The organism is Shewanella seohaensis (assembly GCF_023283775.1).
GTDB lineage: Bacteria > Pseudomonadota > Gammaproteobacteria > Enterobacterales > Shewanellaceae > Shewanella > Shewanella seohaensis.
Map to the genome: position 1 here is coordinate 1 of NZ_JAKILE010000016.1, position 25277 is coordinate 25277.

The 25277-nt window shown below is 48.7% G+C and carries 21 protein-coding genes; 4 read left to right on the top strand and 17 right to left on the bottom strand.

All coding sequences use genetic code 11. The features are described 5' to 3' along the window. The 5 genes from L2713_RS16945 to L2713_RS16965 form a co-directional block, all read right to left on the bottom strand. Positions 1–4089: beta strand repeat-containing protein (locus L2713_RS16945; RefSeq protein ID WP_248968670.1), on the bottom strand; the 4089-nt coding region annotated here is incomplete at its 3' end. A 282-nt stretch (positions 4090–4371) separates the two neighbouring features. After that, positions 4372–4956 carry a phage tail protein gene (locus L2713_RS16950; RefSeq protein ID WP_248968671.1) on the bottom strand — a complete coding sequence of 195 codons (585 nt, stop codon included), beginning with the start codon at positions 4954–4956 and terminating at the stop codon, positions 4372–4374. Between the two features lie 234 nt (positions 4957–5190). Continuing rightward, a complete protein-coding gene (locus L2713_RS16955; RefSeq protein WP_248968672.1) occupies positions 5191–6822 on the bottom strand; it encodes a GNAT family N-acetyltransferase in 1632 nt (543 codons plus the stop codon). Then, positions 6822–8831 (bottom strand): phytanoyl-CoA dioxygenase family protein, encoded by a 2010-nt coding sequence (locus L2713_RS16960; RefSeq protein ID WP_248968673.1) that lies wholly within the window; start codon positions 8829–8831, stop codon positions 6822–6824. Before L2713_RS16960 ends, L2713_RS16955 begins: the two co-directional genes overlap by 1 nt. Next, positions 8809–9408: an aspartyl/asparaginyl beta-hydroxylase domain-containing protein gene (locus L2713_RS16965; RefSeq protein WP_248968674.1), complete on the bottom strand. Its 600-nt coding sequence runs from the start codon at positions 9406–9408 to the stop codon at positions 8809–8811. Before L2713_RS16965 ends, L2713_RS16960 begins: the two co-directional genes overlap by 23 nt. 110 nt (positions 9409–9518) lie before the next feature. Here L2713_RS16965 and yrfG point away from each other — a divergent pair, with 110 nt between their 5' ends. Then, the gene (yrfG, locus tag L2713_RS16970; protein WP_248968675.1) at positions 9519–10181 is read left to right on the top strand and encodes a GMP/IMP nucleotidase; all 663 of its coding nucleotides are present in this window, start codon (positions 9519–9521) and stop codon (positions 10179–10181) included. Positions 10182–10245: 64 nt separating this feature from the next. Here yrfG and L2713_RS16975 read toward each other — a convergent pair whose 3' ends face one another. The 12 genes from L2713_RS16975 to gspC all read right to left on the bottom strand — a co-directional run bounded on the left by L2713_RS16975 (position 10246) and on the right by gspC (position 21760). Next, the gene (locus tag L2713_RS16975; RefSeq protein WP_248968676.1) at positions 10246–11007 is read right to left on the bottom strand and encodes a type II secretion system protein N; all 762 of its coding nucleotides are present in this window, start codon (positions 11005–11007) and stop codon (positions 10246–10248) included. A gap of 14 nt (positions 11008–11021) precedes the next feature. After that, positions 11022–11498, bottom strand: a complete 477-nt coding sequence (locus L2713_RS16980) for a type II secretion system protein M (RefSeq protein WP_011715431.1) — start codon at positions 11496–11498, stop codon at positions 11022–11024. A gap of 1 nt (position 11499) precedes the next feature. Next, complete coding sequence (gspL, locus tag L2713_RS16985; protein ID WP_248968677.1) at positions 11500–12687, bottom strand: type II secretion system protein GspL; 1188 nt, start codon at positions 12685–12687, stop codon at positions 11500–11502. 48 nt (positions 12688–12735) lie between these two features. Further along, on the bottom strand, positions 12736–13734 hold the full coding sequence (gene gspK, locus L2713_RS16990; protein WP_011620996.1) for a type II secretion system minor pseudopilin GspK: 999 nt from the start codon (positions 13732–13734) through the stop codon (positions 12736–12738). Continuing rightward, positions 13731–14498 carry a type II secretion system minor pseudopilin GspJ gene (gene gspJ / locus L2713_RS16995; RefSeq protein ID WP_248968678.1) on the bottom strand — a complete coding sequence of 256 codons (768 nt, stop codon included), beginning with the start codon at positions 14496–14498 and terminating at the stop codon, positions 13731–13733. The genes gspK and gspJ overlap by 4 nt, the downstream gene beginning before the upstream one ends. Then, positions 14479–14847: a type II secretion system minor pseudopilin GspI gene (gspI, locus tag L2713_RS17000; protein WP_011715428.1), complete on the bottom strand. Its 369-nt coding sequence runs from the start codon at positions 14845–14847 to the stop codon at positions 14479–14481. Before gspI ends, gspJ begins: the two co-directional genes overlap by 20 nt. After that, positions 14834–15406, bottom strand: a complete 573-nt coding sequence (gspH, locus tag L2713_RS17005; RefSeq protein WP_248968679.1) for a type II secretion system minor pseudopilin GspH — start codon at positions 15404–15406, stop codon at positions 14834–14836. The genes gspI and gspH overlap by 14 nt, the downstream gene beginning before the upstream one ends. A 1-nt stretch (position 15407) precedes the next feature. Next, positions 15408–15842, bottom strand: a complete 435-nt coding sequence (gene gspG / locus L2713_RS17010) for a type II secretion system major pseudopilin GspG (protein ID WP_011715426.1) — start codon at positions 15840–15842, stop codon at positions 15408–15410. A gap of 69 nt (positions 15843–15911) precedes the next feature. Beyond that, on the bottom strand, positions 15912–17135 hold the full coding sequence (gene gspF, locus L2713_RS17015) for a type II secretion system inner membrane protein GspF (protein WP_208661077.1): 1224 nt from the start codon (positions 17133–17135) through the stop codon (positions 15912–15914). 3 nt (positions 17136–17138) lie between these two features. Then, positions 17139–18704, bottom strand: coding sequence for a type II secretion system ATPase GspE (gspE, locus tag L2713_RS17020; protein WP_248968680.1), 1566 nt, complete (start codon positions 18702–18704; stop codon positions 17139–17141). After that, a complete protein-coding gene (gspD, locus tag L2713_RS17025; protein ID WP_248968681.1) occupies positions 18701–20809 on the bottom strand; it encodes a type II secretion system secretin GspD in 2109 nt (702 codons plus the stop codon). Before gspD ends, gspE begins: the two co-directional genes overlap by 4 nt. A 24-nt stretch (positions 20810–20833) precedes the next feature. Then, positions 20834–21760 carry a type II secretion system protein GspC gene (gene gspC, locus L2713_RS17030; protein ID WP_011715422.1) on the bottom strand — a complete coding sequence of 309 codons (927 nt, stop codon included), beginning with the start codon at positions 21758–21760 and terminating at the stop codon, positions 20834–20836. Positions 21761–22011: 251 nt separating this feature from the next. On the opposite strand from gspC, the gene hslR reads away from it, so the two are divergent. From hslR to L2713_RS17045, 3 genes are all read left to right on the top strand, one after another. Next, positions 22012–22410 carry a ribosome-associated heat shock protein Hsp15 gene (gene hslR / locus L2713_RS17035; protein ID WP_011715421.1) on the top strand — a complete coding sequence of 133 codons (399 nt, stop codon included), beginning with the start codon at positions 22012–22014 and terminating at the stop codon, positions 22408–22410. A gap of 36 nt (positions 22411–22446) precedes the next feature. Continuing rightward, a complete protein-coding gene (gene hslO / locus L2713_RS17040) occupies positions 22447–23307 on the top strand; it encodes an Hsp33 family molecular chaperone HslO (protein WP_011715420.1) in 861 nt (286 codons plus the stop codon). A 200-nt stretch (positions 23308–23507) separates the two neighbouring features. Beyond that, positions 23508–25049: a phosphoenolpyruvate carboxykinase gene (locus L2713_RS17045; RefSeq protein WP_011715419.1), complete on the top strand. Its 1542-nt coding sequence runs from the start codon at positions 23508–23510 to the stop codon at positions 25047–25049. The last annotated feature ends 228 nt before the right edge of the window (positions 25050–25277 follow it).

Sequence of the window (25277 nt, forward strand, 5' to 3'; positions counted from 1 at the left end):
AAAGCTCTGGTCTGCGGTTAAGCCATCAACATCCGTTGCTCGTAACGCTACCGAATGACTGCCGACGTTAGCATTAGTTGGCGTACCACTCAGCACGCCCGTCGCCGCATTGAAGTTCAGCCAGCTTGGCAGTATCACGGCGCTTAAGGTCAGACTGTCGCCCACGTCGCTGTCCGTCGCCACCAAGGTGTAGCTATAAGCCGCATCTTGAGTGGCACTCGTAATTGCTGTTGAGCTGATGGTCGGTGCATCGTTGACGTTAATCACTCTCAGATCAAAGGGAGGAAGACTGGCAGACAGTGAACCATCTGACACACTGATCACAATACCGTTAATCACACCCACATCTTGATTAGAAGGTGTGCCAGATAAAGCTCCCGTTGCGCTATTAAAGGTCAGCCATGAAATAGTCTGATTAATACTAAACGTTAGACTATCTCCAAGGGAATCAGTCGCTACTGGCGCGAAGTTATATAACGCACCTTGGTTAACGGTTAACGTTGGTGTGCCATTAATGACTGGTGCGCCATTGGGTTTTACTGTGTTACTTGCCGCTGAAGCACTACCTAAACCAGCCGAATTTGTCGCAGCTACAGTAAATGAATAGGAAGTACCGTTGGTTAATCCCGTAATAGTGATGGGTGAAGAAGCACCCGATGCGGTAATACCACCAGGAGTAGAGACTAAGGTATATCCCGTAACTGCTGTACCACCACTAAATCCTGGAGCGGTAAAACTCACCGAGGCTTGAGCATCACCCGCTGTCGCCGTGCCAATGACTGGCGCACCAGGAACAACAGCATTCACTGTAAAGGAACGACTAACTTGAGTCGCTGGTAAATAACTGGCGTTACCAGACTGATCTGCATTAATAGTACAAGTTCCCGCAGTGACGAATGTCACAGCACCAAGGCTTGTGATCGTACAGACACCAGTTGTGGATGAAGTAAAGGTAGGTAACAAACCAGAATCAGAAGTCGCACTAAACATTGGTGACGCACCAAAGTTCTGCGCACCGGGGTTATTGAAAGTAATGGTCTGAGTCGCTTTGGGGGTTATCGAGTTGGATGCTGCTGATGCAGGGCCCGTACCCGCAGAGTTATCGGCGGCCACAGTAAAGGTATAAGCTTGGCCATTTGTTAAACCCGTAATCACAGTTGGGGAACCGGCCACATTCACAGGTGCCACGTCAGGGGGACTTGTTGTAACTCTATAACCAGTAATTGTAGTGCCGCCAGTATTGGCTGGCGCAACAAAGGCAACGCTCGCTTGGGTATCGCCCGCAGTAGCCACCACGCTGGTTGGAGCCCCGGCAACAATGGCATTCACAGTAAAGCTACGAATTACCTGAGCTGCAGCTAGGTAACTGCTATCACCCGCCTGATCCGCATTGATGGTACAGGTTCCGACAGTGAGGAAGGTTAATACACCCACACTGGTAACTGTACAAACACCGGTTGTAGAAGACGTAAACGTAACATTCAGTCCTGATGTCGCTGAAGCGCCACCATTTACAACCCTCAAATCCGGCGTGGTACCAAAGTTTTGTGAACCTGGGTTGGCAAAGGTAATCGTCTGCGGCGATGCAGGAACTACTGCATTGGTAGCGACAGAAGCGGCACCTGTCCCGACAGAGTTAGTCGCCGTCACCGTGAAAGTATAGGAAACACCATTAGTCAGGCCAGTCACTGTAATGGGTGATGATGAACCTACCTCTGAAAGCCCACCGGGGTTAGCTGTCACGGTATAACCATTGGGGCTAATAGCTGCTCCCCCCGTACTGGCTGGAGCAGTAAATGTCACAGTCGCTTGCTGGTCACCGGCGGTTGCGGTACCGATGGTCGGTGCACCGGGAACCACCGCATTCACCGTAAAGCTACGGGTTACTGTACTCGCCGCATTGGTTGATGAATTACCTGCCTGGTCTGCATCAATCGTACAAGTACCCGCACTCACAAAGGTCAATGCACCACCGGAAGAGATAGTACAAACACCAGTGGTAGACGAGGTGAAGCTGACCGTTAGCCCAGAGCTAGAAGTCGCCGTCAAGGTTGGCGTAGCGCCAAAGTTATAGTTGGCCGGTTGGGTAAAGGTAATAGTCTGATCGGCCTTGGGGGTTACCGAGTTGGAGGCCGCCGAGGCAGAGCCAGTCCCAATGCCATTGGTTGCGGTTACCGTGAATGTATAAGCCGTACCGTTAGTCAATCCAGTCACGGTAATAGTACAAGCCCCCGGGCCAGCACAATTTCCTATCGCCCCTCCAGGATTAGCTGTTGCGGTGTAAGTGGTAATAGCCGAACCACCATTACTACCAGGAGCGGTGAAGGTCACGTTTGCTTGACCATCCCCCGCTGTTGCCGTACCTATCGTAGGTGCACTTGGTGCAGTAGGAATTGCGACCGTGTGGGTTGTACCGCTGCTATAGGCAGCAGGACCTGAATTACCAGCGGCATCTGAAATATTGGTGGAACCATTCAGGTTGAGCTTTATCGTACCATTGCCAGTAATACCACTCACCGTCACTGTCACACTGGATCCCGAACTGGAAGAAACACTGGCAATAGTGCCCGATGCGCCACCGGTAGTGCCCAAGGTAAAGTCATCAGTAGATATATTGTTGACTGTTTCGCTGAAATTTACAGTGAAATCAACACTGACATCGGTTGATACTGCGCCACCCGATGGTGACGTACTGGTCACCGAAGGTGTTACACCATCGACCACCAACGCTTTATTAGCACCCAACGAGTTGGCAGCACCCGGTGTTGCCAATGTCAGCGTTGCGTTGTTGCTAGCGGCGTCACGAATGGTACCACTGTTTAACGCCAGTGCACTGGTTGATACGTAGTCCAAATCGCTGCTATTGTCGCCCGCCTGAACGGTGTAGCTGAAGGTCAAGCTACTGGTTCCACTGCCACTGGTATAATTAACGGCACGATCTGTAGTGCCGGTCTCCAGGGTTAATTGCGGCGTACCAGTGACATTGACCACTTCACTAAAGTTAACTTGGATACTGATGCTATCACCCACTTTATAAGTGCCATTGGCTGTACTGGCTGTCACGGAAGAAACGGTGGGAGCAGTGCTATCAACCAGAACACTGGCTGTGGAACCGACAGAATTCAAGGTGAGCGTCATGTCATTGTTAGCGGCATCTTTCATGGTTCCGCCGTTCAAACCAAGCGCACCTATGGTAATACCGTCAGAATCAACCAAACCACTCTCAACCGTGTAACTAAAAACCAGCGCCGAGCTTCCAGAGCCCGACGAATAGGTTGCGTATTTGGTTGTGGCGCCAATGGTCAAGGCGATGCGGGGGGTTCCACCACCCGTGTTCACTATGACGTTTTCGCTCGTGTTAACAGTGAAGCTCAGTGATTGCCCGGTGATATAAGTTGCATTCGAAGGAACACTTACGCTGGTGACAGCGGGTGGTGTGGAGTCAATATCCGAGAAGTCTATTTGATCCATCATAACCGCAAGGGGTTTACCGTCGGCTGAAGTGAATCTAACTTGATCAATACCAGTCCACGCGCTACCGAACGTCAATAAACCCGCGTTGGCTGAATTACCAGAACTGGACTCTTCTGCTGGCGTTGTTTGGCGATCATAAACAATAGCTGCATTACCCACGCCATAGGTTCCATCGGCGGTAAATGTTACAGTGGCACTCACTACTAAGCTACCGTTGTTATAGCCCGTGACAGTATACACCTCTGCAGTTAGAGAACTCCCGCCCCAGACTTCTGCTCTTAGCGATTCGAGCTTGAAGTCATTAGCGTTGCTAACAGAAGCAAATTGAAAGTAGGTACCAGAGCTATTATACCAAGCCGAAGTAATACCATTTCCGCTGCCTAAAGTGGGCAAGTTACCTGTAATATTGCCTATTGTATCAACACGAATGACCTCAGCGGTAGTGTCAGCTGAGTAGATGACGCCATTAAAAGTAATTGATGGATTGTTCTGCTGGGCGCTTTCTTGTGGCGTTATCGCATCGAAATTTTGGTCTGGGGGTGCAGCAGCAAAGACTAAATTTGCCCACATACATGATGAAATTAACAGACTCCATTTGATGTTACGTAAAGTCATGGTGCTAAATCCCATAATTTAGTAAAACTTCAAAAATATCCAAAATAGCGGACGCCACTTACCTTGCAGCTAAAATGACCATTTCAAATAATTCACGTAACAAAAAAAACGATTAGCAACCAACATAACAAACATTTTTCTAGACATATACTTTTCATGTTAAGCTCTTATCAGTTAATCATTAATGGATAACTTGTGAGTTGTTCACAGATTATTTATCCATTTACCATTTTTGAAGAGCATCACAATGATGATGCTCCTATTATAAAAACCGACATGGCATCAATTACGCGTTGGATAAAGACCTTCCAACGCAATAATAAAATTCATCCCCAGATACGGGTTTCTGATTGAAAATGGCTGACTTCCACCTGCAAGCTGCACAATAAAATTTGCATTTATCGGATTTGCGAGGGAAACAGGATCGTTCAGCTCATCTGACCAAATTGCGGCAGCAGGTGACCCACCCGCGGCAGATGCACCCAAAATATTGTTAGTTGCTGAAGGTGTCGTTGATGCATTCGATCCGGTACCCGCTACTTGTAACGAGCCAGAGCCTGCCTTAGTAACCTGGTGGCTATGTGCAGGCATCTGATTGATTGTCAGCGTTACACTTTCAACGCCACCCGCTTCACCAAGCATATAATTGCTAGTGTCAAGGCTCTGACCTATATGCACAGGAACACGCCCTTGTAAATTAGGCAGCGCAAAAGTCGTTTGGCCATTGCCACCATAGGTAGTGCCTAGAATCGAAAAAAGTGCGGTATGTTGCGAGACGGACAATAATTGCCCATTACAAAAGGCCCAACCACGGGGAGCGAAATTCCCAGCGAACATAGAGATTTGACCGATAAATGGCTCTGACATTGTATTTCTCCTTAAATAACGATTTTGTCTATGTAACGTCTTTTAATGGTTTAATTACTCACGACAATTAATCGACAGCGAGTTCCTTCTGCTGATTACAACATCATCCACATCACACATTGGGGAGGTTATTATGCAACACAATTAAAACAGCTTAGTTACAACTAAACATATCTGAAAAATCGGCAAACACAATTAGGCAGAAATAATTTTGTGTAAATTATCAGCCAACGTTTAAGGCCATCGCATTGACTCATAGGTTTCGGAACGGCTTTGAAACTGAAATCCATGCCGTAAATAGAGTGATTTAGCCTGAGTATTTTCACTCTCTACTGATAAATGAACAGGCAACTGACGTTGTGTCGCCTCAAGCTTGACCGCCTCCAATATCGTAGAGCCTAAACCACGACCTCGCATGCTTGGCGTAATAATAAAATCAACAAGATGAACTCTCTGCTCATTAATATCTAGCATCAGTTTGCCGACCGCTTGTTGCTGATAAAACAAAATGTAGCTGATGGCATTTGGATATTGTTCCCGATAGGAGACTTGCTGCAGCCGATATTGTTGCTCCAACATGTTCTGTGCGATATCAAGGGGTAAACCAAGCTCATAGAAGAAGGTTTTAGTCGAATAAAAAAGCTCTGCCATAAATAGGTTATCGTTTGCGTTGGCAGGCTTAATACTCAAGCCAGTGAATGGATTTAACTCAGCTAGCATCATGGTTTTATCTCGATCTAAAGGTTGCAACAGTTGCTCATAAGCATTCAATAACTGCTGCCATGAGAGTGTTTGTGATTCATTCAATGGGATAGATTGCGTGGGTACCTTGGGCGTAAACAATTGTCCTTGTCGCTTAACATCAAAGCGCCAGTGCTGTTGCCAATGCTCGATATCTTCTGCGGCTAACGGCCAGTCTAGAATGGCCGAAAGTGCACTGGGTTTAAGCACATTTAATTGTTGATAATCCATTAAAATGCAACGACTTGATTGATAAAGTGCAGCAGTTTGCTGGGCAAAACCATACAACACACCCATTCGAAATGCGTCTACACTAGGCTCACTTTCCGTAAGCGCTAATGAATGGGGAAATACAGCCTTCACCCGCCCCGCCATATGCATCCCAGCCTCTCGTTGATGCGAAGCCAAAATATCTCTGGGGTGGCGCATCAGACATAGCACTCGACTATTAGGATAAAGTTCGAGCAACATGGGCCAACAGGCTAAATCCCAGGCATTCCACTTGATCACTAGCTCACGCTCATCAAGCCTCAACCGCCCTTGTAGCCTTAAACATAAATCCACCAGCAGCGGTGTTAAGGTCGAAGGCCAAGCATCATGGTGCATCACATCGCTGCAGAGCATAGATTCGGATAACACTCGGCAAGTTTTGAGTAGGGAGAAACTGCTAGAAACCAGTGTTGAGCCACAACGAGACCAATGGAAAATCATCAAATTAGGATTGATCGCGGGCAAACTTTCACGTTGGGATAATAAGGGTTCGAGCAAAGTTTGAGGTTGGATAAAACTGGCCAGTAAACCACGACGAGCATCGCTGATATCGTCCTCCAAGAAAGGTTTTGATAACCGCTGAAAGACAGGAACCCAACTTATTGTTTTGGTTTGAGCATGATAACGAGAAGGAAACCAAACTTGGCTAAAGCGTGCTAAATCCGGAATGAAACCTTGTTGCTGCAAGGCAATAAATGCCAACATCTGCTCTAAATTTAGCTCGGGCCAATTGAGGAAGTCGGCCATCAAAGCAATAAAATGCTCAACATCGTTAGCTTGATGCAGCAAAATCAGCATTTGCGGTTGATGCAACAGTTGCCAATAGCGTTGCTGCTGTTCATGAATATCAATCATTAGCTGGCCATTGGGTAGAAGTTAATGTACTGCACCATGCGGGGTAGCACGCCTCGATTTGGCGTCGGTCCATGGGGCAAGGCGTGGTGCCAAATGATTAAATCCCCAGCGTTTGCGGCAATGGGTTTAATGGGCCACTCCTCCCAACGCTGTTGCTGCAACTCAATATCAGTCTTGTTTTGTTCTTGTAGCCAGGTTTCTATTTTGAGGTGAAAACCGGGAACACAGCAAAATGCCCCCTGTTCAGCAGGGGTATCCGTCAGATAAATCAATCCTTGCGTTCCAAAGGGCACGGGTAGTTGCAGTGGCATATCCCAATGCATATTTGGGCCAGGAAACTGCCAAGTGGGCGTTTCAGGAGGATTAAAACTCACTCTATCAGTCGTCATCACTAAATCAGTACGCTGCCATAATTGTTCAAAGACTTGGCGGATTAGCGGTGTTTGCCGATTGGCATCGAGGATGGGATGACGAAATAACTGCAGCATGATTTTCTGCATCAACTCATGGGACTGGTACCAAGTTGATGGATCATTTTCATTCGCACCAAGCTGTTGCCAAATCACTGCTCGACTCACCGCACATTGCGCTTTTGACAACACTTGCGGGATGACTAAATAACCTTCCCGTTGCCAAAAGGCGAGTTGGGCATCGGTAAGCACTTGAGGTAAAGCGTTACCATAAACTAACTCGGTATTGCCGCTTTCTGGCTCAGCTTGGGATAAGGCACGCAATCGCTGATTGATGCCAACGATATCCGCCGTAGTCAGCTTAGTTTGCCTTTGAACGAAGGCGATAAAATCAGTTTGTTTGTCATATTGATAGAGCGCCTTCATCCCAGGTTCTAATCCAATACCGCACAGATCCAGCAGCGCTTTATCTAGGTTCCATTCTCCCTCTGCCACCTCATTGGTTTGTCCACGCTTTTGCAACTGAATTTTTTGCCATAGTCGCTGCAAGTGATAAATGCCCAAACAACTCAAATCCTCACTGCCAACAAGCGCCAATTTATGCCGCTGATATTGGAAGATAAAATCGGGATATGTTCCCAGCTCGTAACGGAAGTCCACCCTGCTAAGAGGTTTAAGCCACAAGGATTTTTTATATTGGGAGAGGGTTAATTGTGATTGGTTTTCAAGTAATTGATGTTCGCCATAAACCCTGATTTGCGTCGTCAATTTTAGGTTTATGGATTGAGGAGCATAATGAGGTAACAATAAGCTCCCCACTAACCCACTCCAGTCGCCTTGAGCGAGCAAGCGGGCGTGGGCTAAATCGAGGCAGAATAAAGGGCCCAAATAAATGGGCGGCCGATCTTTTAGCTCGAGCCATGCATCCAACTCAATCGACTCAGGGATCAAACATCCATCCTCAGATAAAAAATGCTGTAGATGGCTAAAAATCTGTACCTGCGGTTCCTGTTGCAGCAGGTGTTTCATGGTTTCAGAAATAATCAGATCAAAGGCTTGTGTTGATGCTGGCTGCCAACGCGTAGCGTCAGCACAGATAAGCGCATCGACACGATCCGCTACGCCGAAATACGTCAGCAGTTTTTCCACACTCTCCAATGATGCTTGATGAATGTCGAGTAAGGTTACTCGCACTTGCTTTGCCGTATATAGCGGTAATAAGGCTAAGATTAGCCAAGCAAAAGGCCCTGTTCCGGCATAGAGTATGTGCACAGGTTGGTTCGAGTTAGCTTTAAGTTTGTCTTGTATCGCTTGATAAATTCCCTGAATAAACACTCTGCTACGCTCCGGGTCTTCTGCACATTGCGCCGCAGTTGTTGGTGATACCGCCTTGCCAAAAGGGGTCATGCTGGCCTCTGTATCGAGAAACAACGCCGGATGCAGCTCTAACCCTGTCAATTGGCATAACTGCGCCAGCATAGGATCGATAAGCCGCTTTGCCTCGCCCGCTGAGTGCGATTGCAGTAGCGCCTGAGCAAACAGCTTTAATCTTAGAAACGCCTCGTGCTGCCCTGCATTAGGCTTTGATCTTGGCATCATGGATAAGCTCCTTTAACCACGAGTTGACTTCACAATCGATCACCAAATTTATTCTGGCCTCCACGCCTTTGTTTGCGACCCAATGGGTTTGGTCGGCATTGATATACCACAGCTCCCCCGCTTGCATAGGCACTCGCTTATCGTCCACATAAAAATACAGTTGGGCGTGAGTTTGAATGGGAAGATGCAATCTTGCTTCGCCTTGCTCTAGGGATAAGCCTTGATCCCTATGGGGCTTGATTTCGGCGCCAGCGTGTAAACGCATTAAACGTACCGATTTAACCCGGCAAGCAAGGGATTGAATAAACTGCAGCAGCGCAGGGCTCGACTCCAATGAGGGCAAGTTATCCCAATCTGTCGCGGCACTAATGGAAAAGGCTTGCAAAATAGGGTGCGCGACTCGATATTCCTCGGCGCAGCGCAGGGCCAACACATCCCAACCGCCCTGAGAGCCCGCGTGATAATCACGCTGGTTAATGTGTGGTAACCACTCATGCTGCAACAAAGTCGTGAGTTCTTGCTGTAAACTAGTGATATTCGGAGCTTGGGTAAGTAAGGCGAATGAGCAGATATCCATATCCAAGTGTCTCATTTTTAGACAAAAACGAATTAATCAAGCCTAGCACAAAGTGTCATGCTGACAAGATAAGCTGATCTACAAGCCGACCTAACCACACAGGACATCCCATGTTTGACTGGAAGAAGATTGATACTGTACTGCTCGATATGGATGGCACCCTGCTCGACCTGCACTTTGATAACCATTTTTGGTTGAGTCTGGTGCCGCAGGAACTGAGCAAGCAGCGGGGATTAAGCCAGAGCCAGGCACAACAACTGGTGGAACAAGCCTACGGCAGAGTCGCGGGTACGTTAGACTGGTATTGCCTCGATTATTGGCAGTCCGAGCTGCAGCTCGACATTATGGGGCTTCACCGTAACTTAGTTGACCGCATTCAGCTGCGCCAAGACAGTATGCCTTTTCTCGATGCCCTCTCCGCCGCGGGGAAAAAACGTATCTTAGTCACCAATGCCCACCCTAAGAGTCTTGCGCTTAAGCTAGAACACACTGAACTTGCTAGCGGCTTAGATGCGATGATTTCGAGTCACGAAACGGGTTATCCCAAGGAACACCCTCAATTTTGGCAAACGCTATTTGAAAAATTCGCCCTAGTGCCAGAGCGCTGCCTGTTTATTGATGATAGCGAGCCTATTTTGAATGCTGCGCGCTTAGCGGGCGTGGGGCATCAGCTCGGGATCAGCAATCCCGATAGCCAAAAACCTGCCAAAGCCTTCAATGATTTTCCGGCCATTAGCGACTATCGCCTGCTGTTTGCCGATCTGGCGGGTTAATCCCTTAAAATACAAAAGGCACCCTAAGGTGCCTTTATCGAATCATGCACGAGCTTTTCTAAGATTAAAGCCCTGGAATACGGCCTTGATAAACTACTGGGAAGTAACCATCGCTACCACGCTTGCCGAGCATACCGAGGGATTTACGCATATCTTCTGGCTGTTCGTTGGTTTCTTTAATTTTAGCGGCAACCTTGACCATATTGCCTTCGTCTAGTTGTAACGTGCCGATAATCCCCAACTGGTTTTTACTCTCATCGGTGGCAAGCTGGGCTTTACCCTCAACACAACTCAGCCCCAGTTCGATATTACCCAGTGGATAATTGCCGAATTGGTTCTTCACATTGGTTTGATTTAAAAACAACTTACCCGATAACTGCTCGCACCAAGGTTTACCTTGCTCTAGGGTTTCGACCAGCAGGCTGACTTCACCGTTAATTTCGGTTCTAAAGGGCAGTTTAGCATTGCCAATTAAGAAGCTATCGGGCGCCTCAAAACGCAATCCTTGAGCGCTGATACCGCCCATAGACCAAGTGATTAACCCTTTAGCACTCACTGGGGTTGCACGGTTACCCACTTGAAAATCCAGCTTCACTTTACCTAAAAACAACGCCCAAGGGCTCAGCTCCCAACGAACTTGTTCCAATTGGCGTTGCTGCAGATTTAAGGTTTCGATGCTGCCAGACCAAATACTGCCACTCACGCCAGAAATTCCGACATTTGCAGGCAATGGCGCGAGGCGCACAGCAACACTGGCGGGAAATAGCGCCAGTAAAAACACTAAATAAACCAGTACACCTATAATGATTTTTTTTATCAAACTCACAGCTACACCTTAACCTATTGCGCTAGTTGGATACGTCTTACTTTGACATAGCCAGGCGCGTCGGCCTCTGCCAAATCAACACTCTCAAGTGATAGGCCTTTTTTCTGCACTAAGTCACTCAAATAATTGAGTAAGGCATCGAATGGCACATCATCCATCCACACTTGAATTTTATCGCCCTGGGGCTGCATACGAGTGATCACTAATCCGTAAGTGCCCGCTGTTTGGTTAACGACCGAGCTTAAGCTGCCTGACATTGTCGGTTTAGCGCCGCTTTGTTTTAAGCCAGCGATTTTATTCGCCGTTTGCTTTACATAGGTTAGTGTCTGCTGCTGCGCCGTTAAGTTGCGCAGAGCATTGGCTTCGGCATTGGCAATAGGTGTCCAGATGCCCCAGTAAAACACGCCGATGACTAAGAAAACGGCGCCGAATCCGACGATTTGCTGCTCGCGCGATGCAAGCCCTTGCCACCAAGTCCGCAAATTATCCATCTTATTTGCCCCTCAAGGTTAAGGTACTGGTGACCTGATCTTCACCGCTGTTCATCGTACCGCCATCCAGTTGGAAACGACGGCCGACTATTTCTTTAAACTTCTCAATTTGCGCGTAATTCTTAGCCGTAACTTGCATACGGATTTCATTACGGGCGCTCTCAAATCTTAGGGTGTTTGGTTTCAGCTCTGGCACTTGTTTAAAGGCGTCCTGTAAACCATCGAGCATCGCAAAAAACTCAGCACCACTGCCTTGGCCTTGGAGTGCGCGCAGCTGGCTTTCCATCTGCGAACGTAAATTCACAATGCGTGAGTTCCCCGGCACCACTTGTTGATAAATGGCTTCACTCTGCGCCTTCAAATCGGCAATCTGGCCATTCACCTGATGAATAGTTAAGCCCTTATTCACTAAGGACAAGACAATGGCAACACCTAATACGATTGCGGCATTTTTCCATTGCAACAGATGCTTACTGTATTCGCGCTTCGGCGTATACACACCCGTGAGTAAGTTGATGGGCGCATGTAAAATACCGCGCGCTAGCACCAACATAGGCAAATCGAGCGGCTGTGGCTTAAGCTCAACGCCGTCCAGTTCCATCTCAGTGTAACTGGCGACCGACACTTCGTCGGCCTGTGCCGTCAGTTGCTTCATCGCGACAGGCAGCCAAGGTAAAGGCAGGCTATGGCCGGTTCCTAATCCTGTACGCAGTAATAACTCGTTACCAAAACGCATTGCCGCCCATTGGCATTCCTGTAATGGCAAGGCGAGGCAATCGGGCACGATACGCTTCACTTTTAAACCCGCTTCGGCCAAGCAGCTAAGCCAAGTTTGCATTTGCTCATGGGCAACGGCTACCACGCTGAGGGCATCGCCATTGCGTGGGCCAACGGTAAAATGCATCGCATCCACATCATCGGCGATAGTTTCTTCCAGCATAAAAGGCAGGGCTTTTAAGGCTTGGCGTTGGCCTTTTTCGGGCAGATTCACGCTGGTGAGCGTCATGGCGGAGGCTGGCACCAATACATCGATAGGCCGATTTCCCGCGCGCTCGGTTAAGGTTGATAAACCTTGGGCGTTGGCAAGTTCACCAGAGGCGATAATTTCTTGTTCTTGTTCGGACCAAACCAGCCAAGAGCAAGCCTGCTCTGCGGTTCTGCCTAAGCGAATAAATAGCCGTTCACTCACAGTTTTTCTCCACCAGCTTCCATCTTAAAAGATTGAGCTTGTTTGCTATTATTTTTGTCCACCAAACTGACGGGTGAGCACATCCATTTTGTTACCGCTGCTCTTTTTGAGCACGCTCTCCATTCTAAAAATGGCGTTATCGACCTTAGCGCCCGAGGCGAGGAGGAAGTACTGACTGTCCACCACAAAACTGGACTTCATCGCATCTTCCCACTTAATCGACCCCATTGAGGAGGATTCATAAAAATCATCGATCTTGGCAAAACCATCGCCGGGACGTTGGTTGATAATGCTTTCGGCCTCGCCAACCGATATCTGATTATCCAGCATGGCTGCCAGCAGCGCCGCTTGCTCAACCTCTATGGTGTTCACGTTTAACAGTTGTCTGTCATTCCCTGGAATGACGCAAATATAAGGCAATAATTTCAGATAAATATCTTGGGTGTAACCTATCACCGCCCGCAACTCACTCCTGTGATTCATCAGGGTATTTGCGGCGCGATAAGGCACATTTCGCGCCTCATACTCGGCATCTTCGGCGCCATATGGGCTCGCGACCGTGTCCTCGTCGATATAATCCTTTAGAGTTTGGGTTAAATGATCCGCGGTAAAATCATCCATCCCTAAACTCACTAATAACGCTTTGTATTGCTTTGCCGCTAACGGCAATTTAGGTTGACCGTTTTCCACATCTTTTGTGGTGACGGACAAAGCATTTAAGTTAAAACACGAACGCATATCGGTGATCTTGCCTGCAATCTCACCATATTCCGCCGGGAATACCACGTCGCTCATGGCCCAATATTGTTGCTTGTGTACCCGGCCTTCCGAATCGTCTAAGTCCTGTTTGAGGATCTTTTTCGCCAGTTCTTCGGCGGAAATCGCGTACCAATAGGCCTGATCGTACTGGGCTAAGTTTAAGGTGCGGCGCATCGACAACTGATTACGGCTGGTAATATTGGTGGCGATAATCACCACCATGGCCACGATCAGCAACACCACAATCAGCGCGACACCACGTTGTTTAGTCGGACTTCGCTTTATCATGCGCCATCCTCATTACTAGGGTCACCTTTGCCGGGATCTTCTTCGCCGTTACCCGAGCCATCACCGTTATTGTCTTGGTCGCCGTTGTCGTCTTTATTGTCATCGGCGTTGTCGTTCTTATTGTCCTCATCATTGGACTTTTCTGGCGCAGCAGCACCCAAGGGCAACATAAACTTACGTTGAATTTTGCCTAAGCCTTCAATCTCAATTTCCATGGCGATGGCTTTGGGTAACTTGGTCGCTTCGACCTTGCGCTCCCATTTGTCCTCCATAAAGAAGGAATACTCGACCGAGAGCACCTTATCGATAATCACAGTCTTCATTGGCTCGGCGCCAAATTCGGGTTCGGGATACGGAAAGTACCAACGCTCTAATTTTCCTTCGCGCACCACGTAGGCAACTGACTGTATGCTGCCACGGGGCAATATGCCGTCGGGGTTGAGCCAGCCTAAGCGGTAGAACACTAAGGCCTCTGATTCCGAATCTAAAATATCGTTACCCGTTTGGAAGACTGTGGTACCACGGCCACCTTCGAGTAATCTGGGCGTCCGCGCCACCATCTGCCCAAGGTCGCGCTCAATCGCGCCAAAGCCCTGCTGCAATGCCTTTAAACGCACCGAGAAGTTACGGGTCACTTCATCGTTGGTCAGCACAGTGCTTAACACCGCATTGGCGGCTAAACCTAACATGGCAAAAATCGCAATCGCGATCAGCATTTCCAGCAGGGTAAATCCCTTATGAGCCTTAGTTTGTTTTAAGGACATAACTGCTCACTTGTGCTGCAATACGCTGATAACGCTCATCTTCACTGACACTAATGCGGATCATGCGAAAGTTATCATCCGTGGTTTTCACCACTTCTTTCCGCCAGTACCAATCCTTACCCGCGAGTTCAACCTGCCCTTCTTTTTTGCCTAATTCGGGAAATTGCGGATCGAGTCTGGCGTCGACCATTTGATTGTCCGCCACCCATTGGGCAAGGGTGCGCGACTCCAGAATCGGCATATTCGCCATCTGTTCACCCAAGCTTTTGGTGATAGAGACGGCGGCGATGGCAAATACCGCCAAGGCCACAATGACTTCGAGTAGGGTCATACCCTTAGCGTATTTCATCGGGTCGCCCTAGGGTTAAACGGCCAAGGGCATCGCCCACCACTAATACATCGAGTGGCCCCCTGTCGGTCTTGGTCATAAAGCTCAGCTCGAAGGCGCTCATTTCACCACTCGGGAACAGTAAAATCTGCGGCTCTGGGTGCTTTTTCTTATCTTCCGCAGAAGGCTCGATTAAGGGCTCGTCGAACCACGACTCGTCCTTCTCATCCTCCTGCACTAGGGGTAAACCGTCGAGCACTAGATTCAGCACGACGCCGGGTTCCATTTGTTTTTCAGACAGAATCCTGTCCTTCTCCAATGGATTCCATTTACCATCTTTATAATAAACAAACTGATAGCTGGTCTTTTCCACCACGATACCGATAAATTGACCGCTCAATACGGTTTCATCCAGCACTAGCTCTGTGGCGGCGATAAATTGCTGCGCATTTTTTTCCAGCGCCTGTTGTGGGCCTGAATTGCCAATAGACATAGTCACCGCCGCCGCGGTGAGTCCCATTAACAAAATCACCAGCATCACCTCCATCAAGGTGAAGCCGGCGTGGCGCAGCGTTAACATCTTATTGGAAGTTCTGTAAGTTCCAGTTACCGATATCGTCTTCGGTACCTGGCTGACCATCTGGGCCTGCACTAAAGATATCTAACTTGCTGTTTTCGCCAGGGCTTAACAGTAAGTAGTTATTGCGCCATGGATCCTGTGGTAAACGCTTCACATAGCCTTCTTCACGGTAGTTACGTGGCTCAGGCGAAATCGTTGGTTTTTGCACTAAGGCTTCTAAACCTTGTTCAGTCGTTGGATAAACACCGTTATCTAACTTGTACATATCTAAGGCGTTTTCGAGCGCCACTATGTCAGATACCGCTTTCTGTTGATCGGCTTTATCTTTATTGCCCATCAGGTTTGGCACCACCATAGACGCCAAAATACCGAGGATAACGATTACCACCATCACTTCGAGTAAGGTAAAACCCTTGTGCTTTTTGTTCATTTGCATCGACTACATCTCCTAGAAAAACCTGCGCCATCTCTGAGTCAAAGAGGCAATAACCCATAAATTTAAAAACTAGCCACTAATCAAATTGTTCAGTGCCAAAATAGGTTGCAGAATGGCCATCACGATAAAGAGTACAACCCCCGCCATACTTACCACTAACATGGGTTCGAAAATCCCGAGGGCAAGTGTAACATTACTCTCAAATTCCCTATCCTGGTTATCCGCAGCACGCTCGAGCATGTCTTCGAGCTGACCACTCTTCTCCCCCGAGGCGATCATATATAACATCATCGCCGGGAATAGCTTAGTGTTAGTCAACGCTGTACTTAGGCTAGTTCCTTCCCGTACGCGCGCCGTGGCATCATCCACCGCCGCCCGTACCCGCACATTTTGCAATACTTCGCTGGCAATGCGCATCCCATCTAACAAAGGCACCGAACTGGCAGATAAAATACTTAAGGTACGGGCAAACCGTGCGGTATTTAATCCTTTACTCACTCGGCCAATCACCGGCATTTTCAGCAAAAACGTATGGTATTTCATCTTGAAAATCGGTGATTTAAGTAGACGCTGGAACACCACCAGCAGAATACCGATCGCCAAGATAACAAACAGACCATAGTGTTGGACAAAGTCTGAGGCGGCAATTAAGAAACGGGTCGTCGCCGGTAACTCGGCGCCCATATGCTCAAATTGGCCAACCACTTTTGGCACCACGGCGGCCAATAACACTGATACCACCCCAATGGCGACAATCGTTAGCATAATGGGGTAAATCATCGCCTGTTGCAGTTTGGACTTCAGCTGCTGGCGACGCTCGGTGTAATCGGCTAAGCGATTCAGCACCACTTCTAAGTGGCCGGATTTTTCACCCGAGGCCACCATGGCGCGGTACAAGTCATCGAAAATATGCGGAAATTCGGCAAGAGAGTCGGCCAGACTATAGCCTTCCACCACGCGGGAGCGCACCGCCATGATCATACTGGCTAGGCGCGCCTTCTCACATTGCTGACCCACCGCCTTGAGACACTCCTCAATCGGTAAGCCCGCCGCAACCAGTGTGGCGATTTGACGGGTGATCAACGCTAATTCCGCCACCGAAATCCCGCGTTTAAAGGGCGAGAATCCGGTGCCTTTTGCCTTGGCTTCCTTTTCGGTGACCGGCAAAATTTCCAGCGGCATCATGCGTTGATCGCGCAGCTGACTACGGGCATGTCTGGCGGTATCCGCCTCAATCACCCCTTTTAGCTGTTTTCCCTTGGCGTCCAGCGCCTTGTATTCAAATGCTGGCATAGCTTACTCCTCGCGGGTCACCCTCAGAACTTCTTCCAGAGTGGTGATACCTGAGAGCACCTTGCTCATGCCATCGTGGCGAATGCTTGGTACCGACTGGCGGATATATTTCTCAATCGCCAGTTCGCCACGTCCACCGTGGATCAGCTCGCGCACATTATCATCGACCAGCAATAGCTCATGGATACCCGTACGACCACGGTAGCCACTGCTACCACAGGCCTTACAGCCATTGGCGCGGTAAATATGGCGATGATCGTCTGCCGCCATTCCCAGCAGCTCACGCTCACGCTCATCGGGCACATGCTCTGTCTTACATTTTGGACAGAGAGTACGAATTAAGCGCTGGGCTAAGACCCCGAGCAAACTCGATGAGACTAAGAAAGGCTCTACGCCCATGTCCTGCAAACGGGTAATCGCACCAGAGGCCGTGTTGGTATGCAGGGTTGAAATCACTAAGTGACCGGTCAAAGAGGCCTGCACCGCAATTTGGGCGGTTTCTAGGTCACGGATTTCCCCGATCATCACCACATCCGGGTCTTGACGCAGAATCGCACGCAGACCACGGGCGAAGGTCATGTCCGCCTTAGTGTTTACTTGAGTTTGGCCAATACCTTCTAACTCGTATTCGATCGGGTCTTCAACAGTTAAGATATTGGTATCTTTAGAGTTAATCTCGGTAAGACCCGCGTACAGCGTGGTACTCTTACCCGAACCCGTAGGGCCTGTCACCAGAATAATGCCGTGTGGACGACGGATAATCTCATCGAACTGGGCACGGATACTGTCGGTCATCCCTAGTTGTTTTAAGTCCAAATTGCCGGCGTTTTTATCTAACAGACGCAGCACCACACGCTCGCCATGGCTCGATGGCATGGTCGATACCCGCACGTCCACCGCACGACCCGCAATCCGCAGCGAAATACGGCCGTCCTGTGGTACACGTTTCTCGGCGATATCGAGACGCGCCATGACCTTAATCCGCGACACCAACAGGGATGACAGCTTACGATTCGGCTTAAGCACTTCCTTCAGCACACCGTCGATACGGAAACGCACGACCAACTGCTTCTCGTAGGTTTCGATATGGATATCCGAGGCTTCTTCTTTAATCGCTTCAGATAACAAGGCGTTAATCAGCTTGATAATAGGCGCATCATCATCGCCTTCGAGCAGATCTTCGGTTTGCGGCAGCTCTTCGGCGAGGGTGAATAAATCCATCTCGTTGCCAATATCTTCCATCAGCTGCTGCGCTTCGGAGGAGTTGGCTTGATAGGCCTGGGTTAATTTCGCCTCAAACTTGCCCGGCTCGAGCAAGACCAGCGGCAAATCCGCGCCCGAGTAGCGGCGTGCTTCGAGCATCGCCGCTAATGGGGTTTTCGCGGTATAAAACAGGTTCAAGGCGCCATCATCGCCATAGGCTAAAATCACCTCATGGCGATGGGCAAAGGCAAAGGGTAAACGCTCTTTGCTGCTGGAGCGAAATACCTCATCACCTTCGGCTTCAAGCCCTAGTTTGTTAGAAACTAGGCTTAAATCCTCGACTTGGGTTACTTGTATTTCACTCATTGTGTTTTGTCTTTGTTCTTGTTTTCATCCAGCGACTTGAGGGTCGAGTCCGTTTTACGCATCTGGGTATCTAACCCTTTGCCTTCTTTGTAACGATCTAAAATGTCGTTCACTTCGGGCGGCAGGTATTCAGATTGATTCCATTCTTCCAGAATTGGCACTTGAGTATTTGGCATCAGGTTCACGCCGCGTTCTTGCTGCTCAAGTTGCAATGCTCTGAAATAGTTGTATTTACGGCCTGCGATACCTTCCATAGTCACACCATCACGGATAATGGTGGGCTTGATGAAGATCATCAGGTTCTTTTTGGTCTTCTTACTGGAAGAAGACTTGAATAAGTGTCCGAGCACCGGAATATCACCGAGGAATGGCACTTTCTGGACACTTTCTTGAACTTCTTCGTTAATCAAACCACCGAGTACCACGATTTGCCCTGAGTCGGCCATCACAGTGGTGGTTAAACGGCGAGTCGCGAAGGAGATATCCACACCCGTGTTACCGTTTACACCTGAAACTTCTTGCTCAATGGCGAGCTTAACCGCGTTGCCTTCGTTGATCTGAGGCACCACTTTTAACTTTACCCCAACCTCTTTACGTTCAACGGTTTGGAATGGGTTACTGTTGTTTGAGCTGGCGGTAGAACCGGTCAGAATCGGCACTTCATCACCGACGATAAACGAGGCCTCTTGGTTATCTAGAGTCGTAATCGAAGGCGTTGCTAGAACGTTCGAGTTGGTATCGGCCGACACTGCTTGTATTAGGGCGCCAAAGTCACCCATGGCCACGCCCCAGGCCATACCGTTCACTTTACCTAAGGCTTGGGCCAATAAAGTCACGTCGCCTTGGGTATCAGGGTTTTTACCTACTACCTCACCCGTGCTTGGGTTGGTGATATAAGTTCCTTCTTTATCTTGGGCCTGCCAAATACCGGCACCAATCTCGCCAATGGTTGGGCCTAAGTTATTGAACTGAGTACCACCACCAGCTTTAGATGCCCACTGCACCCCAAAGCCGACGTTATCGCCTTCGGCAACTTCCACGATAATGGCTTCAACTAATACTTGGGCGCGGCGAATATCGAGTTGGTTAATCACGCTCTCGATAGTGCGCATTTGATCTGGCTCGGCGCTGATCACTAAGGCGTTAGTATCAGTGTGGGCCATAATATTGATTTCATTACGACGTTTACCGCCAGCTTGGGCGCTTGGATCTTTCTCGCCCTCAAGCTTTTGCGCAAATCCGGTCAGCACTTCAACCAAGTCTTCAGCCTTGGCGTAACGTAAATAACGTACCTTAGTGTTGCCCGTGCTGGCCTGCTCGGCATCGAGGCGATGGATTAGCTCAACCACGCGTTGGCGGCTCTTTTCATCACCACTGACCACGACGGCGTTAATGCGCTCATCGGCAACAACCTTAGGTGCTTGGCCAGGGAGCTGCGCTTGGTTAGCTGTCGCGCGGTAAAGGGTATCGATAATTCGCACCATTTCACCGGCTGAGGCGTATTCGAGCGGCACCACTTGTACCGAGGTATCGCCCTGTTTATCTACACGGCGAACGATTTCAACTAACTTGTTAACTACAGCGGCGCGGCCTGACAGCATCAGTACGTTCGATGGGTCGTAGTTCACTACGTTACCGCCACCGGCGTTATCGTTTAGCTGACGTAACAACGGCGCTAACTGTTTGGCTTCGGTGTTATACAGCGCCACGATGCGGGTGACCATTTCATCACCTAAACCAGGGTCGTTGTCGTTAGCAACACGAATCGCCGCGGTTTTCGCATCTTTGTCTTTAATGACCTTGATGACGTTGTTTTCCATCTCGACGATGGCATAACCGTACACTTGCAACACGTTAAGGAAGAATTGGTAATACTGCTCATCGTTGAGTAGATCATAACTGCGCACGTTGATCTTGCCGCGAATGGTCGGGTCAACAATGATGGTTTTATTCAGGTTTTTACCAACAATGTTGATAAATTCTTGGATATCAGTGCCTTTAAAGTTGGCCGCATATTGTTCAGACCAAACAAATTGCGAGGTCAGCATAGTGGCGCCAGCCACAACTCCAGCAATCAGTTTGCGTCGAATCCGTTTGTTATTCATTATTTTACTTTCCTCTAACGCGTGTTATTGCGGCAAACTAAACATGATTTCAACCAATTGTCCTTCCCGCTCAACCATGATGGAAACTTCAGTTAATTCAGGTAATTGGCTCATCATTTCTAACGCCTGACTCATCACAGTCAGGTCGTATCCATTAATCGATTTAGCAAGGTCATTGGGTTTAAAGCCCGCTTGCTTAAAAAGGTTCACATCTTTACCCGGGTTTAAACGGTAGCCCACGACGCTTTCGCCCTGTCTAACGGGAGAAATTGCAATGTAATCGGTAATTTTGCTGGGATCGGCTAAGAGTTCACTGCGGGATTCGGCCAGCTCTTGGGAAATTTCAGTATTTTTGCGTTGATCAACGCGGCTAACCACTTCGGCCTTTTCACTCTTAGCCTTTTGTAATTGCTGATTCGCGGGGCTTTGGCTGGTGTAAACCAGACCATCGAGCATTAAGGTCTCGTAACGGCCCGCGTTGGTGATGATAATCCGGTCGGCATAGACTTCTTTTAACGACGCCGAAGTGCCTTTGATCTTATCGCCTAGGCTGTAGGTTTCTTGGCTACCGCTGGACTCGATAATCGCGAGGCCTTTTTGATCGGCGGTTGAAGCCACCACACCCGTTAATTGAATAGAGAGGGAAGTTTTAGGCGCATCGGTCACAGTCTCAACCACTTCCACTTTGGGTTTATCCGATTTGGCATCGGCCCTACCAAACAGTGCAAGCTGCTGTAATCCCGCAAGATCAACTTGCCCAGCGCCTTTGCCCGTCGTCGTGACAGCCGTTGGCGACCAAGCCGTTGGGGATGAGGTACTAGGTACGAGTTTCCATGTAATTTGCGCGGCTAAGAGTAAACTCAGAATAAAACCAAACCAGAAAACAACCTGACTCAATGGCTTATGCGGAATACCTGCAGCTTTAGCGATAACTTTATCTAATAAATCCATATTTATGTGGACCCTCAATACAGGTCTCTGTTCTGATTATAAAATTTATAATGTTCGCCACATGCTAACCTAGGCCGCATTTGGCAACAAGCCCATAACAGTATTGCAATTGGCGAAAATTGGCCATTTATGCTAACTTTGCCCGCCTCAAAAGGGTGTGAAGCGCACCACCCTTTAACATCATCGCAATGCGACTTAGGCATTTTATTGCTCAGCATGTGAGCTCATCGAGCTTTTATCTTGGAGACACTATGACGCAAAGTTCAGGCGACAGTGGCAGCGTTCGACTCGATAAGTGGTTATGGGCCGCACGTTTTTATAAAACCCGTGCCATTGCCAAAGAAATGATCAACGGCGGCAAAGTACATTACAACGGTGCTCGCACCAAATCTAGTAAGAATGCCGAGATAGGTGCCGTCCTTAAGATACGACAGGGATATGACGATAAAGAGATCGTCATAAAAAAATTATCTGAAATGCGTCAAAGCGCGACGATTGCGCAGGAATTGTACGAAGAAACGGCTGCTAGTGTGGCCAAGCGTGCGGTAAACGCCGAAGCAAGACGATTGAATATTCTCAATAATCCTGCGCCCGACCATAAACCGGATAAAAAGCAACGACGCCAACTTATCCGTTTTAAAGAATGCTAAGAATTACGTAAAAGTTACCTAACAGTGAGATACAAGATGATACAAGATATTTTAAACCGCTACCTGTTCGACAATGCCGATGTGCGTGGTGAACTCGTACAGTTACAAGACAGCTATCAACAGGTGATTGGCTCACACGCTTACCCACCCGTGTTGCAAATCCTACTGGGTGAATTGCTGGCGGCAACGTCGCTGTTGACCGCCACTTTAAAATTCAGTGGCGATATCAGCGTGCAGCTGCAGGGTAACGGCCCAGTATCACTGGCGGTGATCAATGGCAATAACCAGCAGCAATTACGCGGTATTGCGCGCTGGGAAGGTGAGTTAGCCGACGATGCCAGCCTTGCCGATCTGTTTGGCCAAGGTTATATGGTTATCACCCTGACACCAGATGAAGGTGAGCGTTACCAAGGCGTGGTCGCCCTCGACAAACCAACCTTAGCCGCCTGTGTTGAAGACTACTTTAACCAGTCAGAGCAATTACCTACTGCACTGTGGTTATTTGCCGACGGTAAACAAGCTGCGGGTATGTTCCTGCAAGTTTTACCAAGCCAAGAAGACCACAATGCCGACTTCGAGCATTTGTGTCAGCTGACCGCAACCATCAAGGCAGAAGAGTTATTCACCTTAGATGCGCAGGACATCTTGCACCGCCTATATCACCAAGAAGAAGTGCGTCTATTCGATCCTATCGAAGTCAGCTTTAAATGCACTTGCTCACGTGAGCGCAGCGCAGCCGCGATCAAAACAATTGATCAAGCCGAAGTCGAAGCCATTCTGGCCGAAGATGGTAAGGTCGAAATGGGCTGTGAATACTGCAATGCGAAATACGTATTCGATGGCATTGATATCGCAGCCATTTATGCCAACGGCACTGGCTCAAATACCCAGCAGTAAGTCAAAATTGACTGTTAAAAGGGCACCTTAGGGTGCCCTTTTTTGTACCGCCTCAATGATCCAGCTCACACTTTACCCACGGATAGGATACAATCGGCACACTTTGTCGCCTAGCACGACTAGCGCGATAAATAAAAACAAAATCGGCAGACGATCGATAAAAAATAACCTTACAAATACAAGTCAATGGAGACCTCATTATGGCGGATGGATTAAACCGCGTTCACTACAACCCCTCAACAGCACAACTGGTCGAATTTGCCCTGCTACGCGGCGAAGGTGAATTGACTGCAAACGGCGCACTGGTTGCTAAAACTGGTACCCGCACAGGTCGCTCTCCTGGCGATCGCTTCATTGTAAAAGAAGACAGTTCAGCGGCTGACATCGAATGGGGACCAGTCAACCAAGCATTTGAACCCGGAGCTTTTGAAGGATTATGGGCGCGTGTAGAAGCATTCCTCGCCGATAAAGAGTTGTTTGTATCTGACCTCGAAGTCGGTGCAGACCCAGAACATTACCAGCCAGTGCGTGTGACGACTCAATACGCTTGGCACCAACTGTTCGCCCGCAACCTTTTTATCATCCCAGAAGAATTTAACCGTCAAGACAAGCCTGTATGGCAAATCATCAACGCGCCAGACTTCGTCTGTGTTCCTGAGCGTGATGGTACCAATTCAGATGCGGCGGTGATCTTAAACTTTGCCGAGCGCAAAGTGTTGCTAGCGGGCCTGAAATACGCTGGCGAAATGAAGAAGTCGATGTTCTCTGTACAAAACTTCCTGCTGCCAGCCCAAGGCGTATTGCCAATGCACTGCTCGGCAAACGTAGGTAAAGATGGCGACACTACCCTATTCTTCGGTCTGTCAGGCACGGGTAAAACCACCCTGTCTGCCGATCCAAAACGCTTCTTGATCGGTGACGATGAGCACGGCTGGGCACCTGGCGGCGTATTCAACATCGAAGGCGGCTGCTACGCCAAGTGTATCGACCTGAGCCAAAAGAACGAGCCAGTGATTTGGGATGCAATTCGCTTCGGTACTGTGCTGGAAAACGTGGTCATGGACGAGCACCGCGTGCCTAACTACAAAGACAGCAGCCTGACGGAAAACACCCGTGCAGCTTACCCACTCGAGCATATCGCTCAGCGTAAAGAAGACAACCGTGGCGCCGAGCCGCACGCAGTAGTGTTCTTAACCTGCGACGTGTCTGGCGTATTACCACCGGTGTCTATCCTGAGCAAAGAGCAAGCGGCTTACCACTTCCTCTCTGGTTACACCGCTAAAGTCGGTTCGACTGAAATCGGTTCAACCTCGGCGATTCAGTCAACCTTCTCTACTTGCTTCGGCGCACCTTTCTTCCCACGTCCTGCGGGCGTGTATGCTGAGCTGCTGATGAAGCGTATCGAGTCATTCGGTAGCCAAGTGTACTTAGTTAACACTGGCTGGACTGGCGGCCCACACGGTATTGGTAAACGTTTCGACATCCCAACGACCCGCGCCATTGTCGATGCGATTGTCAGCGGTGAGCTGAAAAACGTCGAAACCGTACACTTAGAGACGCTGAATCTGGCCGTGCCTGTGGCGGTACCCGGTGTAGACACTAACCTACTCAACCCAGTGAACACTTGGAGCGATAAGGCACTGTACGCCGAATACGCCCAAAAACTGGCCGAAGCCTTCACTAAGAACTTCGCTAAGTACCAAGTGTCAGATGCCATCCGTAACGCTGGCCCAAAGGCATAAGTGGTTAGCGGACTCATTTAGATAATGTAATCAAACACATTGTTGAGTAAAAAAGCGCGGGGTCAGCGATGAATCCGCGCTTTTTATTTGCCTGTTGATTTTATGGCTCAGAACCAGCCGCACTAAAGTCACTGCAATAGATTTTTATGTGTTTTATTTCTTATCGATTAGTTAAACCAAGCTTAAATTAATGCTGCGTTTTTATAATCACAGATAACAATCATCATT